General features: G+C 41.6%; 17 protein-coding genes and 2 pseudogenes. 17 read left to right on the forward strand and 2 right to left on the reverse strand.

What is annotated here, in order from left to right:
• The first annotated feature begins 190 nt into the window (after window positions 1-190).
• The 12 genes and pseudogenes from nifV to ACM0OY_RS35340 all read left to right on the forward strand — a co-directional run bounded on the left by nifV (window position 191) and on the right by ACM0OY_RS35340 (window position 10,891).
• Window positions 191-1,309, forward strand: a complete 1,119-nt coding sequence (nifV, locus tag ACM0OY_RS35285) for a homocitrate synthase (protein ID WP_179069599.1) — start codon at window positions 191-193, stop codon at window positions 1,307-1,309.
• Between the two features lie 111 nt (window positions 1,310-1,420).
• Window positions 1,421-1,561 (forward strand): annotated as a pseudogene (locus ACM0OY_RS35290) (CopG family transcriptional regulator); the annotation flags it as partial.
• 400 nt (window positions 1,562-1,961) lie between these two features.
• Entirely contained in the window at window positions 1,962-2,675 is a 714-nt protein-coding gene (locus ACM0OY_RS35295; RefSeq protein WP_414573407.1) for a 2OG-Fe(II) oxygenase, read from the forward strand.
• Window positions 2,676-2,794: 119 nt separating this feature from the next.
• The gene (locus ACM0OY_RS35300) at window positions 2,795-3,616 is read left to right on the forward strand and encodes an NADPH-dependent oxidoreductase (protein ID WP_414573408.1); all 822 of its coding nucleotides are present in this window, start codon (window positions 2,795-2,797) and stop codon (window positions 3,614-3,616) included.
• Between the two features lie 610 nt (window positions 3,617-4,226).
• Window positions 4,227-4,454, forward strand: a complete 228-nt coding sequence (locus ACM0OY_RS35305; RefSeq protein WP_094332482.1) for a hypothetical protein — start codon at window positions 4,227-4,229, stop codon at window positions 4,452-4,454.
• Between the two features lie 133 nt (window positions 4,455-4,587).
• Window positions 4,588-5,088, forward strand: coding sequence for a phosphate-starvation-inducible PsiE family protein (locus ACM0OY_RS35310; RefSeq protein WP_414573418.1), 501 nt, complete (start codon window positions 4,588-4,590; stop codon window positions 5,086-5,088).
• Between the two features lie 270 nt (window positions 5,089-5,358).
• The gene (locus ACM0OY_RS35315; RefSeq protein WP_414573409.1) at window positions 5,359-5,922 is read left to right on the forward strand and encodes an ISAs1 family transposase; all 564 of its coding nucleotides are present in this window, start codon (window positions 5,359-5,361) and stop codon (window positions 5,920-5,922) included.
• 365 nt (window positions 5,923-6,287) lie between these two features.
• Entirely contained in the window at window positions 6,288-6,782 is a 495-nt protein-coding gene (locus ACM0OY_RS35320) for a DUF2231 domain-containing protein (protein ID WP_094332480.1), read from the forward strand.
• Window positions 6,779-7,384 carry a DUF2231 domain-containing protein gene (locus ACM0OY_RS35325; RefSeq protein ID WP_414573410.1) on the forward strand — a complete coding sequence of 202 codons (606 nt, stop codon included), beginning with the start codon at window positions 6,779-6,781 and terminating at the stop codon, window positions 7,382-7,384. The genes ACM0OY_RS35320 and ACM0OY_RS35325 overlap by 4 nt, the downstream gene beginning before the upstream one ends.
• Before the next feature lie 83 nt (window positions 7,385-7,467).
• The gene (locus ACM0OY_RS35330) at window positions 7,468-8,430 is read left to right on the forward strand and encodes a cytochrome c oxidase subunit II (protein ID WP_414573419.1); all 963 of its coding nucleotides are present in this window, start codon (window positions 7,468-7,470) and stop codon (window positions 8,428-8,430) included.
• A gap of 87 nt (window positions 8,431-8,517) precedes the next feature.
• Window positions 8,518-10,167: a cytochrome c oxidase subunit I gene (gene ctaD, locus ACM0OY_RS35335; protein WP_414573411.1), complete on the forward strand. Its 1,650-nt coding sequence runs from the start codon at window positions 8,518-8,520 to the stop codon at window positions 10,165-10,167.
• 121 nt (window positions 10,168-10,288) lie between these two features.
• The gene (locus tag ACM0OY_RS35340; protein ID WP_414573412.1) at window positions 10,289-10,891 is read left to right on the forward strand and encodes a cytochrome c oxidase subunit 3; all 603 of its coding nucleotides are present in this window, start codon (window positions 10,289-10,291) and stop codon (window positions 10,889-10,891) included.
• A gap of 57 nt (window positions 10,892-10,948) precedes the next feature.
• Here ACM0OY_RS35340 and ACM0OY_RS35345 read toward each other — a convergent pair whose 3' ends face one another.
• Entirely contained in the window at window positions 10,949-11,146 is a 198-nt protein-coding gene (locus ACM0OY_RS35345; protein WP_414573413.1) for a hypothetical protein, read from the reverse strand.
• Window positions 11,147-11,336: 190 nt separating this feature from the next.
• On the opposite strand from ACM0OY_RS35345, the gene ACM0OY_RS35350 reads away from it, so the two are divergent.
• The 5 genes and pseudogenes from ACM0OY_RS35350 to tnpC all read left to right on the forward strand — a co-directional run.
• Entirely contained in the window at window positions 11,337-11,567 is a 231-nt protein-coding gene (locus ACM0OY_RS35350; RefSeq protein WP_179069589.1) for a hypothetical protein, read from the forward strand.
• 355 nt (window positions 11,568-11,922) lie between these two features.
• Entirely contained in the window at window positions 11,923-12,804 is an 882-nt protein-coding gene (locus ACM0OY_RS35355; RefSeq protein ID WP_414573414.1) for a substrate-binding domain-containing protein, read from the forward strand.
• 83 nt (window positions 12,805-12,887) lie between these two features.
• On the forward strand, window positions 12,888-13,586 hold the full coding sequence (locus tag ACM0OY_RS35360; RefSeq protein ID WP_414573415.1) for an ABC transporter permease: 699 nt from the start codon (window positions 12,888-12,890) through the stop codon (window positions 13,584-13,586).
• A complete protein-coding gene (locus ACM0OY_RS35365; protein ID WP_414573416.1) occupies window positions 13,583-14,665 on the forward strand; it encodes an energy-coupling factor ABC transporter ATP-binding protein in 1,083 nt (360 codons plus the stop codon). The genes ACM0OY_RS35360 and ACM0OY_RS35365 overlap by 4 nt, the downstream gene beginning before the upstream one ends.
• A gap of 238 nt (window positions 14,666-14,903) precedes the next feature.
• Window positions 14,904-16,073 (forward strand): annotated as a pseudogene (gene tnpC / locus ACM0OY_RS35370) (IS66 family transposase); the annotation flags it as partial.
• A 21-nt stretch (window positions 16,074-16,094) separates the two neighbouring features.
• Here tnpC and ACM0OY_RS35375 read toward each other — a convergent pair.
• A complete protein-coding gene (locus ACM0OY_RS35375; protein ID WP_414573417.1) occupies window positions 16,095-16,703 on the reverse strand; it encodes a TetR/AcrR family transcriptional regulator in 609 nt (202 codons plus the stop codon).
• Window positions 16,704-17,128 lie beyond the last annotated feature (425 nt).

Genomic DNA, 17,128 nt, shown 5'->3' on the forward strand with positions numbered 1-17,128 from the left:
GTAATTCGTAATTCGTAATTCGTAATTCGTAATTCGTAATTCGTAATTCGTAATTATTACCCTACGGCTAAAGAATATGTCTTTTAGTTTCCACAACTCAAGTTAGGATGCTCTGTCTTTCAATTACGAATTCTTCAAGTAAATCAAAATCACCCAACAAGTTAGCTGCAAAATGAATCATCACTTCACTATGAACAAACATCCAGTTCAGATTAATGATACAACCTTGCGAGATGGTGAACAAGCCGCAGGTGTAGCCTTTAATGTTGAAGAAAAAATTGCGATCGCTACTTTTCTTGATGCCATTGGTGTTCCAGAATTGGAAATTGGCGTTCCGGCAATGGGGCAAGAAGAAGCAGAGTCGATTCGAGCGATCGCTAATCTGGGATTAAATGCCCAGTTACTTGGCTGGAACCGTGCTAAATTGTCCGATATCCAGGCATCTATAGATTGTGGTTTGGAACGGGTGCATATTTCCGTTCCTGTCTCAGAAATTCAGATTGCCGCCAAGTTTGGGGGCAAGCAGCAGGTAATGCTGGATCTGCTGCGGGATGCGATTAATTTTGCTTGCGATCGCGGTTTAGCTGTATCTGTTGGCGGAGAAGATTCTTCCAGAGCCGATCCATCTTTTCTATTGGATGTGGCGTATTATGCTCAAGAGTTGGGAGCTTTCCGGTTTCGCTTTTGTGACACTGTAGGAATTCTCGACCCTCTGAACACTTACAGCAAAGTTCGCTCCCTTGTGCATCATCTATTCATTCCCATAGAAATGCACACGCATAATGATTTTGGACTGGCAATGGCGAACTCGCTAGCTGGTATTGAAGCAGGAGCGCGATCGGTTAACACTACAGTAAATGGGATTGGTGAACGCGCAGGTAATGCGGCGCTGGAAGAAATTGTGATGGCACTGAAACACCTCTACAACATCCCAACAGGTATTAATACAAAACGGTTGCTGGAACTGTCACGGTTAGTTGCTAAAGCTGCTAATTGGCCGGTTCCTCCCTGGAAAGCGATCGTGGGTGAAAATACTTTTGCACACGAGTCAGGGATTCATGCTCACGGTGTGTTGCAAAATCCCGGTACTTACGAACCTTTTGCGCCGGAAGATGTTGGTTGGGAACGTCGCCTTGTTGTAGGCAAACATTCCGGTCGGCATCTGATCATCAGTGTGCTGCAAGAACATGGAATCATACTCAGTCAGCCAGAAATTCAATCAGTGCTGGATGCTGTAAAGCATGAGTCAGTAAAAGTTAAGCGCAGTCTCACTGTTGAAGAACTCCTGAGTTTTGTTCCCCAAAGGTGAACTCAATGAGGAGTCGGGAGGGTTAAGAAAGCATCACAATTCCGTCTCTGGTTAGCGATTGCAGTTATTGTACCAACTGCTAGAATGTTACCAATTATGTTGGTAATAGCTATGCCGAGAAAAGAGCAAGGATGGATCACTTTTCAATTGTCTCCAGAAGAACGGCAACTTCTAGAGCAGTACTGCAAGCGGTTCCAACGCACTAAGACTGATGTTTTGCGCTCCCTGTTGCGTAGTCTCCAAGGACAATCACTCAAACAGCAGGGAAAGCAGTTTGATTCTGGAGAGGTTGATCTGGACTTATTTTGAGCAGTAGTGAAGAACCGCTATCGGTAAAGCGAGTTGTCTTGCACCTAAACAAATTTGCAATGAGGTTGGTAATCCCTCTGAAATCGTAAAAAAGCGTTCAAGTTCAAAAGTTGGCTATGACAAATCCTACAAAATTATTGCGATCAGGGCGCTTCAGAACTGGGTAATGAGTACTGGGCAAGAAAATATGAATCAGATTTGCTTGGGATCTAAATTCCCATCTTAAATCTTCTCAGTCCTCATTCCCTAGTCCCCATTCCCTAGTCCCCAGCCTCTAGTTCAATACCACTTGATGTCCAGGGTAATCATGATTGGTTAATTATACTAAAGCGTTTTTTCTACCATGCTTAATTTTGATTCCATTCGTACCACAGCAATGCAAAAAGTCCCATACAATTGGGCTTTGATCAAAAACCTGCTTTCACCAGAAGCAAGCTTAGAACTAACTGCGAGTTTTCCCCACGAAGAATTTCGCCTGTCGGAGGGAGAGGGATATGGATACTCTTGGGGAAAAATGCTTGCAACTAGCGAGGATATTTCCTTGATGCTCAAATCTAGCGATAATCGCTGGCGAGAGCGGATGGCACAAGGCAGACTTACTTATGACTTGAGACACCTGAGTAAAGTCTGGCGACAGTTGATAGAAGGATTGTGGACAGATTCTTACCGCGCAGCCATAGCCGAAATGTCTGGGTTGGAACTAAAAGACTGTCTAATGGATATTGGATTTCGCCGATATAGCTCAGGACAGTTACATCACCCTCATACAGACGAGCCGAACAAAGTTTTAACTCATCTGCTATTTTTCAATCAACAATGGTCTGTAGATTGGGGAGGCTGTTTGCGAATTCTCAAAGACTCCCAGCCGGAATCTGCCTTCCAAGATATTCTACCCCTTAGTGATTCCTCAGTTGCGATCGCACGTTCTGACAATTCTTGGCATACGGTTACTCCGCTTACTTGCCCTGCATCTGAGTATCGGCTAGCTTTACGAGTTGCTTTTTTTCGGAACGATCGCCTAACTTCAGATTTCGGAAAAACCCAGCTAGCTGCGTAGCAATTAAGTATTTTCTCTCTACTTTTGTCAGAAAATCAGCCTCCTGATTTTCTGGTTCTTCTTCGTCGTTGGTAATCCCTCTGAAATCGTCAAAAAGTGTTCAGGTTCAAAAGCTGACTATGACTAATCCTACAGAACTACTGCGATCACGCTACGGTGAAGTTCCCTTCAATTACGAAATTGACTGGAACGCCTCTCTAGAAACGCTAATAGCCCACCGTTCAGTCCGGTCTTATCTATCTGATCCTTTACCACCAGGAACCCTAGAATGGCTAGTTGCTGCTGCTCAATCTGCTCCTAGTTCAGCTAATATGCAAACCTGGAGTGTAGTAGCAGTTGAAGATCAAGAACGCAAAGCAGAATTATGCAGGCTGGCTAATAACCAAGTATGGATTAACCAAGCTCCCGTATTCTTCGTTTGGTTAGCAGATTTAGGTCGTCTGGCTCATGTTGCCCTAAGTCGCGGACTAACTCCCGTAGCTCTGGATTATGTAGAACTGTTGGTTAAAGCCATAGTCGATGCTTCAGTCGCAGCGCAAAATGCGATCGTAGCTGCTGAATCTGTTGGTTTAGGAACGGTATATATCGGCGCAATCCGCAAAAGTACTCAAGAGGTAGCCACATTATTGAATTTGCCACCTTTTGTATTCCCTGTGTTTGGATTGTGTGTGGGTTATCCCAATCCTGAAGCACAACCTGTTGTTAAGCCGCGTCTACCTCAGCCAGCTGTATTCCACCGGGAAACCTATAAATTGGCAGAGCAAGATGAAGCGATCACTCACTATAATGATATCATGAAAGAGTTCTACACTGAACAAAAAATGAATGTCGCTGGTGATTGGTCGCAACATTCAGCCGAGCGAATAGCCACTTTAGACTATTTAAAAGGGTGTAAAGATTTGCGTGAGACTCTGAATAACTTCGGCTTCAAGTTGTTATAAAAGGAGTCAACAGCCAGAATACAAAGATACAGGGTAAGCATCCACCCTATCTTTAGTAGTCTGTCAATAAATAATTGATGGATAAATTAAGAGTAGAGACGGCGATTTATCGTGTCTCTTTAACCATCAAAATGAATTTGACAGACTACTCGTCTCAAGTAAACTATGCGCTGCGGCGACCAGAGGAGAACTTCTGATATCTGCACCAAAGCTTTTGACACTTAAAGACTCAAAACCCTACACTTCAGTTTCAAAAGATGATTTCGGTGCATAAGTCTAAGCAATAGATAAGAACTTAGGCACCATGACAAAATTATGTCATTGCGAGTGCAGCATCTCCAATAGAAGCAATCTCAAACCTTAGTTTTCAGTGCGTAAGTCCTAAAATAGACTCGCTAACTTGTCAGATATAGCAATTCTCCTGCTTGAAACTTTTGTAAGAATTTGGGGAATCTGAAGGCATTTAAGCAGTCAACAGGCGAACAATTTAATTGGTATTCCAGCAAATTTTATCTTTCAAAAAAGGCTGACCTGTAAGAATCGCTCTTTGACTGAGAATTGCTGACCAAAAATGTAGAATTAACCCGCGAAACCAAAGGAGCTTCAAACAATGAATAATCTATCTACCAAAGACCTCAACAGACTACGCTCTCAAAGCAAAATAATTGTTAGTCGAGTGGAGATTTTTATCGAAACTTACTTATCAGAAACCTCTCTTGATGAAAATCTGGTTAACGAAACCTTAGAAGAGATCGTCAAAGCTGCGAATAACTTAACAACCGCAGCATCAAAGATGAAAACTGCCGAAACCGCCCATAAACTCAACGGTTCCAAATAGTTTAATAGGGCTGAGTTAAACCCCATAGCTAAATGGGGATTGAATACAGTTCCAAGTGCTGAGTAATCGATGCTAGATACTCAGCACTATTTCAGTTATGGAGATAAATGAATCTAGTCTATTAGGAAATACCATGCAAAAGGGGATAATTTCAAGTTTCAATAACTGGTTACAAAGAAATACAATTGTACGTAACCTGGAATTTTTTCAAGACTTTATTATCATTTCTCTCTGCCTTGGTTTGTTCTGTGTGATGCTCATTCGACTGGGAGATATGTTTTTCTCCTTTTTGAGTCCATTAGATTTACGACAAGTAACATCTGATATCCTGTTCATTTTGATTTTAGTAGAGTTGTTCCGCCTGTTAATTGACCATCTACAACAACAGCGAACATCTGTTACCGCAGCAGTAGAAATTACTATTGTTTCTGCTTTAAGAGAGGTGATTTTACGTGGAGTACTCGAAATCCCCCGCGATCAAATTTTTGGAATAGCTCTATTTCTGATGGTTTTAACAGTAATTATGGTGGCTTTACCTTGGATATCTCGTTTTCTTGAACAGGTCAAAATTGCTAACCCAGAAACAGTAGAAAAAGTGCAACTGTTACCTAAAAACTCTCTAGCTTCTGATTAATTGTAACCACACATACTATTTGAAAATTAGTTGGCGATCGCAAGTAATTTTAACAAATGTATGATATTCTTTATATATGGAGAATAAGAAGTACAAAATTCTTCAAAAAAATAAAGTACACTCCAAAACTAGCAATTCTATTTATGAGCTTTGGACATTATTATGCCCTAAGCCTATTTAGTCATTGAAGAGGACAAGGAACAGGGAGCAGGCAGGGCTGTTTCATTCCCTAAAACAGGTAAAATTGCAAGTGTTGAGGGGATAAGAATCATGGGTGCTTGTCTGATTGAACATCTGCGGCAAGTAGAAGACTTCAGAACAAGTGATGGTCGAAGACATCCACTATGGTTGGTGTTGCTGTTTGTAATAATGGGCACTATGAGTGGATATGTTGGCTATCGTGCATGGGGAGATTTTGTCAAACGGCATCGTCGAGCGTTAATCAAAACGTTTGAAATACAAAAACACGGTGTTCCCTCATACTCAACTATCAGGCGCATAGCGATGGGAGTCGATTTTGATAAACTGGTGACAAAATTTAATCACTGGGCGCAAAACTACGTTGAAATAGAAGAATCTGAGTGGTGTAGTATCGACGGTAAAAGCATTAAGGAAACAGTCCAAGACTACGAAAAATCATGTCAGAATTTTGTCAGTATCGTAACAGTGTTTGCGAGTAAAAAAGGACTAGTAGTCAATATGGAAGAGATCCAAAACAAGGACGAGAGGGAAATCGTAGTAGTGCAAAATTTAATTGCGGCTTTGGAGCTAAAAAATGCTGTATTTAGCTTTGATTCTTTGCACTGCCAAAAAAACTTGCCAGTTAATCCATAGACTATGGAAATAATTACGTGATTGCGGTCAAAGACAATCAGCCAAGGATGATTCCAAAATACGTAATGGTAATGCCGCTCGCAATTTCTCCATCATTGTTTGACTTCACAGATGGAAAGTAGTAACTCGTTCATCAGCATTTACCAACGAGTAAAACCTTTTTCGATAACTTGCTATTCTATATTCATTCCAGTGAGCTTTTGCCGATCAGAATCAAGCTACTCTGTGAAAGAATTCTCCTCATCAGAATTGCTGTTGTTATTTAGAAGGATTTTAAATGCAATCTAAGTTGTTGTAAAAATCAAAAGATTGTGAAGTATTGATTGTTAAGCACTAAACACTAACTAACATATCAGTAGAATACCATGCTTGAGAATCTTCTGAATAACCATAATTTACCGTATCCTGATACGATACATCCCATCATTGTCCATTTTGTGATTGCAATGGTGTTGTTTGCCTTCGTGTGTGATGTCATTGGATACTTTACTAGCAACTACCGTCTTTTTGAGGTGAGTTGGTGGAATATGTTTTTCGCTACAATTTCCATCTTCATCGCCGTTATTTTTGGTCAATTTGAAGCAGGTTTAGCACAACCTTATAACGCAGCTCAACCAGTACTTAATTTACATACGCTCCTTGGCTGGTCACTTGCAGGAATTCTGGCAGCTATTACAGCTTGGCGTTACGTGATTCATTGCCGCACTCCAGAAAAGATATCAGTTTATTATCTAGCAGCAAGTCTACTTTTGACTGTTTTGGTAGGCATACAAGTGTATTTCGGAGATGAATTGGTTTGGGTATATGGGTTGCACACTGTACCAGTTGTTGAAGCTATAAAGGAGGGCTTACTGCAATGAACCCTGAAGTTATTGAGCAATTAAAGACTCAGATGGGAGCAAATGGGTTGCCCTACACTATACCCATTCACCCAAATTTAGTTCATCTCACTATAGGTTTGTTCATCCTTGGCATTACCTTTGATTTGATTGGTGCATTCTTCCCTCTACAACAACCAATCTTCAAGTTTTTAGCAGTTCCTGCCACTCGTTCTAGCTTCTTTGATGCTGGCTGGTATAATATGCTAGGTTCGGCACTCATCACAATTTTTACGGTAGCAGCAGGTTTTTACGAAATCATGTTGGCAGAACCACTCACTGGAGTAAAGAGTGCCTGGGGATTAGAAGCTATGGAAACAATGCTTTGGCATGGAGTGGGTGGTGTTTTTCTACTAGCGCTGATTCTTGGGATGGCGATTTGGAGAGGATTTCAGCGTTATATTTGGCGTCAGGATGATAGTCAACAAGTGCAGTGGACTTATTTAGTTTCTGGACTGTTCATCATGTTCATCATGTTCATCCACGGTACGCTAGGGGCGCAATTAGCTGCTGAGTTTGGGGTTCACAATACTGCTGATATGTTATTGCGCTTGGGCAAAAACCCCAACTTATTGCTGAAGTAATCGATGTTAGTCCTTTGTACGAGTACTAATGACTATTGTACAGACGCGATTAATCGCGTCTCTGACCAATGACTTTTATGGCTATGAAAATCCGAAATGTTTTGATATTGAGTGCGATCGCGATCGCCTTAACTGCTGTTAGTCTTTTGATAGGGCAGTGGACGTATTCCTGGATGCCTCCTCAAGCCGCAGCAGAATCGCAGCTCGTCGATAAGTTGTTTAGTTTCTTAATCACGCTGGGAGCATTTATCTTCCTTGGAGTCACAGGAACACTCATCTACTCAGCGATTTTCCATCGAGCAGAGCAATATGATACCAGCGATGGCCCTCCAATTGAAGGAAATATCACACTAGAAATTGTCTGGACTGTAATTCCTGTATTGCTAGTGTTTTGGATTGCCACCTACAGCTACCAAATCTATGAGCAAATGGGGATTCAAGGCCCAATGGAAGCTATGCATCTGCATATTCCAATAGGGATGAAATCTGCATCTGCTGCACCAATTAACGGAGATGCAGGCATAGTTTCCGCCTCCCCGACTTCCTCAATTGTATCAACTGATGCTACATCAAATGTAATTCCATTTGAAGACATTGAAGTTAATGCCAAACAGTGGGCTTGGGTTTTCCGCTATCCAGAAAAAGGAATTACCAGCACCGAACTACATTTACCCGTTAATCATCGCATCCGTCTAGCAATGCAATCTGAGGATGTTCTCCACGGCTTTTATATTCCGGCTTTCCGAGTCAAGCAAGACATTATTCCCAACCGCAACATTGACTTTGAATTCACCCCCATCCGCATTGGCAAATATGAATTGACCGATTCCGAATTTAGCGGTACTTACTTTGCAACCATGCAGGCAAATGTTGTTGTCGAGTCCCCTGAAGATTACAAGAAGTGGCTTACAGAAGCAGCAAACCGTAAACCATGTACTGCAAATAATCAAGCAGCTTCCGAATATGCCCAAGAATCAAAAGAATTAATCAAAGGCTGGGTTACGGTAGCACCTGCACAAGCCCCTGTAGTTAATTACAGCAATTAGTCAGTAGAGACGCGATTAATCGCGTCTGTACAATGGTCATTGGTTTTGGATAAGTGACAAATGATAAAGAATAAAGGATAAAAGACAATGACAAATATTTCCGTTGAAGACATTACAGGTGACGCACCTCAACAGGAACCTAAAACAGACTGGAAGCAATACTTTAGCTTTAGCACAGACCACAAAGTTATCAGTATTCAGTATATTGTTACCGCTTTCATTCTCTTTTTAGTTGGTGGCATATTTGCAATGATCATTCGTGGGGAATTGATTACCCCAGAATCAGACCTAGTTGACCGTAGTGTTTATAATGCAATGTTCACCATGCACGGCACTGTGATGTTATTTGGATGGACATTCCCCATACTTACAGGTTTTGCTAACTATCTTGTACCTCTGATGATTGGGGCGCGAGATATGGCGTTTCCTAGACTGAATGCTGTTGCCTTCTGGATGATACCGATCGCTGCTATCCTATTGATGGCCAGTTTCTTTGTACCCGGTGGCCCAGCGCAAGCTGGTTGGTGGTCATACCCTCCCGTTAGCTTGCAAAACCCGACAGGCAACTTAATCAATGGTGAAGTAATCTGGCTTCTAGCAGTGGCAATATCAGGTGTTTCCTCAATTATGGGGGGGATTAACTTTGTCACCACGATTGTGAAGATGCGCGCACCTGGCATGACATTCTTCCGTATGCCCATCTTTGTTTGGAATGTATTCAGCGCCCAGATTATCCAACTGTTTGGACTACCTGTATTAACAGCAGGTGCAGTCATGCTTTTACTCGACTTAACAGTTGGAACTAGCTTTTTTGACCCCACCAAGGGAGGCGACCCAGTTCTATTTCAGCACTTTTTCTGGTTCTACTCCCACCCTGCTGTTTACGTGATCATTTTGCCGGTCTTTGGAGTCTTTTCAGAGATATTCCCTGTTTTTGCTCGTAAACCTCTGTTTGGCTATAAGATTGTCGCTATTTCATCACTCCTGATTGCTGGAGTTAGCGGTATAGTCTGGGTACACCATTTATACGTCAGTGGTACTCCAGGCTGGATGCGGCTGTTTTTCATGCTCACAACCATGTTCGTTTCTGTCCCCACTGGTATTAAGGTGTTTGCTTGGACTGCAACGATTTGGGGTGGCAAGCTCCGATTTGATACACCAATGCTGTTTGCGTTTGGTGCATTAATATTATTTGTATTTGCAGGTATCACTGGCATCACCCTTTCTTCTGTTCCCATTGATGTCCATGTCAACAACACTTACTATGTGGTGGGTCACTTCCACTATGTTCTATATGGCACGGTAACAATGGGGATGTTTGCTGCTATTTACTTCTGGTTCCCCAAGATGACTGGACGTATGTATTACGAAGGCTTGGGCAAGTTGCACTTCTGGCTGGCGTTCATTGGCACTAACCTCAACTTCTTTCCAATGCACCCACTAGGATTACAGGGAATGTTGCGTCGAGTTTCTTCTTATGCCCCAGAGTATGAATTTTGGAATATTATCGCCAGTATCGGCGGATTTTTGTTAGGTGTGTCTACCTTACCCTTCATTCTGAATATGATTGGTTCTTGGATACATGGCCAGCAAGCACCGAAGAATCCTTGGCGAGCAATTGGACTGGAATGGTTAGTTTCTTCACCACCTCCTGTCGAGAACTTTGAGGAAATTCCAGTTGTTATAAGTGAACCCTACGGCTATGGGAAATCTGAACCATTGGTAGCCGAGCATTAGCTGAATGAAAGAATTAACCTCACGTAGAGACGCAGAGGTTTTGAGGTGAGGTATTACGCGATCGCAAACTACTACTTTCTCTGTGCCTCTGCGTGAAATAAGTATATAGGAGTTTCAAGCAATGGACAGTTCCATTATTTCAGAAGAATCAGATCATCCCTCACACGAGCATACCCATGATGAAGAAGGCAGCAAGATGTTCGGCTTCATTGTCTTCCTGCTGTCAGAGACTTTCATTTTCCTCGGTTTTTTTACAGCATATATTGTCTATAAAACAGCAAATTCTGACTGGCTACCAGCTGGTGTTTCTGGACTCGAAGTCAGAGATCCGGCAATTAATACGGTAATTCTTGTTTCTAGTAGCTTTGTCATCTACTTAGCAGAACGCGCCCTTGCACGCCAGGACTTGATAACATTTCGCCAGTTTCTAATGCTTTCGATCGCAATGGGAAGTTACTTTTTAGTCGGACAAGCGATCGAATGGAACCATCTTTCTTTTGGCTTTACCACAGGTGTTTTTGGTGGGATGTTCTACTTACTAACAGGTTTCCACGGTTTGCACGTTCTTACTGGCATTTTATTGCAGATACTTGTTTTTGGTCGCTCTTTCATTCCTGGTAACTACGACACAGGTCATTTTGGTGTAAATGCCACTTCTATTTTTTGGCACTTTGTTGATGTAATCTGGATTGTTTTGTTTGTCCTTATTTATATCTGGCAATGACATTTTGTTGTTAACCACTTCTTAGGCTCCTGGTTGTGTAACACCCTTCACTTTGCTCTAGACAAAACTTAAAATGCGTTGCGATCGCAGTTTTTGATCAACTGCGATCGCTTCAGCATCAAATAATAAAATAGGAGCCGTTACCAAACCCTGAATAATTTGCAATACCAGAGCATACTCACGAATAATCTTAGCATTGTCCCACGCACAATTGATGAAGTGATGAGTGCCAATTCCCAGATAAATTAGTTGCATTGATTTGTTCCAAGTTGCCTAATTAATAACTTAATTACAATACTAAAGGCGCATTATATATCCTTGAAATCCTGAGATCCCAAACCATATCAGGACATCCCACGAGGATTGTATTTTGCAACTAAACCAACAAATTTTAAGCAACTATACGATTTATGATCGACAATGTACTCTTGTACCTTAAAAGCTAATGCCGATCGTATTTAATGTAGTAGATGTTGAGGACAAAGAGCATTACTTGAACTATGAGGAGATAGAGGAAACAAAGGTAGCTGATGAAGGATTACGCAACGATGATTACCTCGATGCTCAATGCTTTTTCGTCCTCCTCAAAAATGGAGATATACTACTTCTAGAAATGGCTAGACAGAACCAAGTAAGTAAAAACTTCCTTTACCGCTTACTGATGCCAGGGGAATAGCCTCCTTTAATATCTAGGGCTGCCTGGATGCCGATCGTTGCTATTCTTAAATCCATCGTGGACACACGAACCTGTTGCGATCGCATTCCACCAAATATCTCTAAACTACGTCACAATGACTGAAACAAAGCGGTCTAAAGCTATACCAGGAATTCTGTGAAGTTCTTCTAAACAAATGCCATGCTGGGTAAAACTAAGATGTCAGCATCTTGTCAGGAATTCTTCTCATCATCAAAATTGTCTGGAAAACAACATAAATATAGTTGCTTTCCTAATCAATCTTGCCTATACTCCTCAATGTAAGCTTTACTTGCCATAGTAAAGAATATTGGCTACAGATTGCTAGGAGAGTGCAATGATCAATCATCGGGCTTTGCGTCATGGGTATTTGGTAATTCTCGTGGCGATTCTTTGCATCAGCTTTGGTAGTATATTCAACCAAGAGCCAACTTTTGGACAGTCTTCAGGAAGTAAAAATGTCATTGTGGCGATGACAACCAGTATTGAGGATAGTGGGCTGCTAGATGATTTAGTTCCGGCGATTGAAAAGAAAACAGGATATAGGCTCAAAAAGGTTGCAGTCGGCACCGGACAAGCTTTGGCTCTGGCTGAAAAAGGTGAGGTTGACGCGCTATTCGTCAATTCACCGAAAGCCGAACGCAAAGTTTTGGAGGGTGGTGCGGTGATTAATCGCCACTTGGTAATGCACAATGACTTTGTGATTGTCGGCCCAGATGCAGACAAAGCAAAGATTAGAGGGAAAAAGAATGCTGTGGAAGCATTCAGTCTGATTGCCAAAAATCAGGCATTGTTTGTATCGCGGGGTGATGACTCAGGTACTAACAAACTAGAAAAAGATTTATGGAAACAGGCAAACATCACACCATCTGGAACTTGGTATCAGCAAACAGGTTCAGGGATGGCGGAAACTTTGCAAGTTGCTAATCAAAAACTGGGATATACCTTAGCAGATCGGGCAACGTATATATTTCAGCAGAAAAATCTGTCTTTGCCTGTACTGGTGCAAGGAGATAAGAAACTGTTAAATCTTTACCATGTGATGGAGGTAAATTCTAAGAAGTACCCCAGAGTCAATAGTGCAGGAGCTAAAGCGTTTATTAATTTTGTCTTATCTCCTAAAGGACAGACAATAATTGCAGCCCACGGGAAAAAAGAGTTCAAACAATCGCTATTTTATGTTGATGCCGGTAAGACGGAGAAAGATTACGGCTTTTAGAAAAACTTGAGCATCAGCTAATCAAGGGTTGCTTTACTGCATATTTGAGTATTCTTTCCCAATTTTTTAAGAGATTTGTATTTGTGAATACAATCATCGAAGGAGCTTTCAAAGCTTTTGAGCTATTAAGCAGTGGCGATAGTGACGTTCTCCAAGTCATGACGATGACATTGTTCGTATCTGGAACAGCTACAGCCATTAGTGTTTTACTAGGACTACCATTAGGACTGTGGCTAGCATTAGTAGATTTTGTCGGTAAGCAGACTCTGACTAGTTTGATTAACTTCGGTATGGGATTACCACCCGTCGTAGTTGGTTTATTCGTCAGTATGTTTTTGTGGCGATCTGGGCCATTGGGAAATCTTGATTTGATTTATACACCCATAGCTATGATCGTCGCCCAAACCATCATTGCTTTTCCAATTGTTGCTGGCTTCAGTTTTGCCGCAATTATCAGTATTAATCCGAAGCTACGTTGGCGACTGTTATCAATGGGAGCGACACAGTGGCAAGCCAACTGGTTGCTAATCAAGGAAGCACGGTTAGGGTTAATGGCTGCAATCATGGCTGGTTTTGGTCGCGTCATCTCGGAAGTTGGTGCATCCATGATGGTGGGCGGCAATATTAAGGGGCAGACTAGAGTCCTGACTACAGCGATCGTTACAGAGGTAGGGAAAGGAAATTACGATGTGGCGATGGCGATCGCATACATCCTCCTCATCATCACATACACCGTAATCGTGTTGCTGACTATCTTACAGCATGACAAGAAAATTCTATGAGTACTAACGAATATGTCCTGAATATGCGACAGGTGAGCGTCGCTAGCAAACCACGTCAGAATATCCTGTCAATTAACAATTTTACAGTCCGTCCAGGGGAACTAGTTGCTGTGATTGGCCCCAATGGTGCTGGTAAAAGCACTTTGTTAAGAACAATCAATCTCTTGCAACCTTACCGTGGTGAGATGCAATTATTTGGAGAGGATGTCCGTAATACCAATAAAACATTGTTGCGTCGTCGTTCGGCTTTGGTCTTTCAGGAAACCTTACTACTGGATGACACTGTTTTTAATAATGTTGCCAAGGTATTAAAGTTTCGCGGCACACCAACACACAAAATTAAGCAAAGGGTACATACTGCACTGACAACTTTTGGCTGTGAACACTTAGCAAATCAGTCAGCGCGTTCTCTGTCTGGTGGTGAAGCGAAACGAGTTTGTATTGCCTGCGGTTTAGTTGCTGATTCCGAATTGCTGCTTTTGGATGAGCCTTCTGCCTCTTTAGATGTGGGAATACGTCCCCAGATGATCGAGAAAATTAGACAATGGGCGCAAGCGAGGGGATCGGCAGTTATATTAGTCAGTCATAATTTTACAGATATACTCCATTTTGCCGATCGAGCGATCGCTTTATTTGACGGCTGTATTATCCAGGATGATAACTTGGAAACTATCATCCGCCGACCAGCTAACGAGCAACTTGCCAGACTGGTAGGGATAGATAATATTATTCCGTGCCATGTAGAACGCAGTAGCCGTGGAAATTTTATCAAACTTGCAAACGGGATAGAGTTTTTATATCCTGGAGAAATCACAAAGCCAATTACTACATGTTGTTTATCTGGCGATACTTTCAATCTTTACGATGCAAGTTCTTCAATGCGACATAAACTGTGTTCGGTAATTATTGAAGGACTAGTAGAACGGGTTTTAAATGGTATTGGTATTTGTAGTATCTGGGTTAAGGTGGGAGAACAAACTTTAATCGCCAGAGTGCCTCGGAATCATATATTTGGCAATGTATATCCCCATGAGATAATTAAACTAGCATTTAATCCTAAAGATGCACATTTTGTTTAGAACAAGAGACGGTTTTATACTAGAAATAGTGGGATAAATAAGAATTTAGTCAGTCCAATTAGCAAAAGACTATAAAATTTTACACACAACAGTATTTATCTTATTAAAACCATCATCTGGTGCAAGTATTTGTTCGGGTTTATGAATATAATCAGCACTCTAACTGGGCAGTCAAAACGTAAGGATTCAGGTAACAGAGTATTGACAAAGGGAACACTTGAGGGGGAGTATGAAAAATATGAATCAAAACCTGCCTCAAGATCTAGACCGAGAAAGTTTGAGCCAGTTATCCAAAGAAGAACTGGTAAACATGATCATTGAGCAGAGCAAGGTGATACGTGAATTACAGCAAGAAATAGAGCGTTTAAAAGTCAGTAGAGATTTAGACAGTTCTAATTCGTCGAAACCGCCATCACAAGACATCCACAAAAAGAGCGAAAACAAAAAAGCACCGCCTCAAGACCAATCAAATCAGCCGAACAAAAAACCAGGTGGGCAGCCAGGACATCAAGGTAAGACTCGTAAGGGCTTTGGTAGAGTAGATCGCTATGAAGTTTTACGTCCTACCGATTGTGTTTACTGTGGTCAAAAAGCATTTGCGTCTGTGGCGGTAAAAGTAGAAAAACAGACTGTAGCGCAATTAGTGGAACGTCCCATTGAAATAGTTGAGTACCAACGCCATACCTGTATATGTAAAAGTTGTGGCAATGTACAAACTGCCTCTTGGCCAGAAGATATCATTCCAGGACAAGATTTAGGGGTGAAATTACAGGCGTTTTTAGGATGGACAAATAACTATGCACATATGCCCTACGAAAAACAGCAGGAAATGTTGTGGGAACTAGGGCAAATCGATATTGGGCTGGGGACATTAGTTGCAACCAATGAACGAATACAACAAGCAATTGAACCGAGCATTAATGAATTAAGCGATTGGCTAAAACAGACACAACCTAATATCCATGTGGATGAAACGCCTTGGTCAGTTAAAGGGGTGAAAGAATGGTTATGGGTAGTGGCTAATTCTGAATTCTGCCTGTTTACTGCGGCTGATACTCGCTCTAGAGCAGAATTATCAGCAATTTTAGGCACCCAATATCAAGGTGTAATGATCAGCGACGATTTTAGTGTTTACAATGGCTATCAAGCTGTTTCCCAGCAAAAATGTTTGGCTCATCTACGCCGTCACTTCAAAAAATTGATTCAACTTCCCGGTCTTCACAACAAAACTATTGGCGAAACGTTTGTCGATTTAATTGATGAAGCTTTCAGAAGTTATGCTCAATGGTTTGAAACTCTTGACTCTACCAGTTATAACGATTGGGTTAAACAATTCAAGTCCAAGGTGCAATCCTCTATTAAACAATGGATTAACTTGGCAGGAGCTATGGCTGGAAACCTTTTACGCCTCAATATTAGACCTGAATCCTTACGTCAAAACTGTTTCGATAACACCAGATTTTGATGCAGTCTGAATTAGTGTTGCCGCGACTTTTTTCGCCTGTGAAGCGGTTGACCAACTTCCTTCCATCATCGCAACCACGATCGCACCTTGCACCAACAGAAGCAGTTGCCTGGCTAACTGTTCCGGTGATGAAACTTCTGCGGCTTGAGCTAGGCTCTTGATGTAGTGGTAGATAGATTGTTGATGCTCTAATGCCACTCTATGTCCAGGATGGTCAGCATTGGCTAGTTCCACTGAAGCATTAATGAATGCACAACCTCGAAAATCTGGGCCCTCAAACCATTCCCGTAGGGCATCGAATATTGCCAATAGTTGTTGGGATGGGTTAGAAGCTCGTTGCTCAATCGTAGTTTTGAGCCATTCACACCATTGTTCATCCTGTTGTCGCAGCCACGCTTCAATTAATGCATCTTTTGACTTGAAATGATTGTAGAGTGACATTTTTGCAACACCAGATTCTGCAACGATTCTGTCAATACCGACGTTGCGAATTCCCTCTCGATAAAATAAGCCTGATGCTGTATTTAGAATGCGATCGCGAACAGATTTACGGATTGTTTTCGGTTTAGTCATTTTAAACACCAGGTTATTTAATTAATCTGGAAGTTCAATTAAGTTTGCTTTACCCAATTGGTTAAATAGCAAATAAGATTATTTATCAATTGCTTATTCTATTTTTTGATTCGCCAAAGCTTCGATTATTTCTGAGGATTTAAGAAAACACTATCTGTAAATAATAAAAGGTTTATCCCAAAAGTGATTGATGAACTGCAAGCAGACCAAAGTCCCCCCGAACTTTAGAACTGCTACCGATCAAGTACTTCCACAATCCTCCAGAGACTTATGGAGCAAGATCATCAGTTCATCAAACAATTGGTTAACTTATGGGATTTGGCTTCATCACTACAGCGCAAGTGCTTGGAGATCCTTTGTGCGTGAAGTGGTTTAGATTCCCTATAAATAAAGAATATCATACATCTGGCCAATTTACTTGCGCT

This window comes from Nostoc sp. CCY 9925 (assembly GCF_963920935.1).
Lineage (GTDB): Bacteria > Cyanobacteriota > Cyanobacteriia > Cyanobacteriales > Nostocaceae > Nostoc.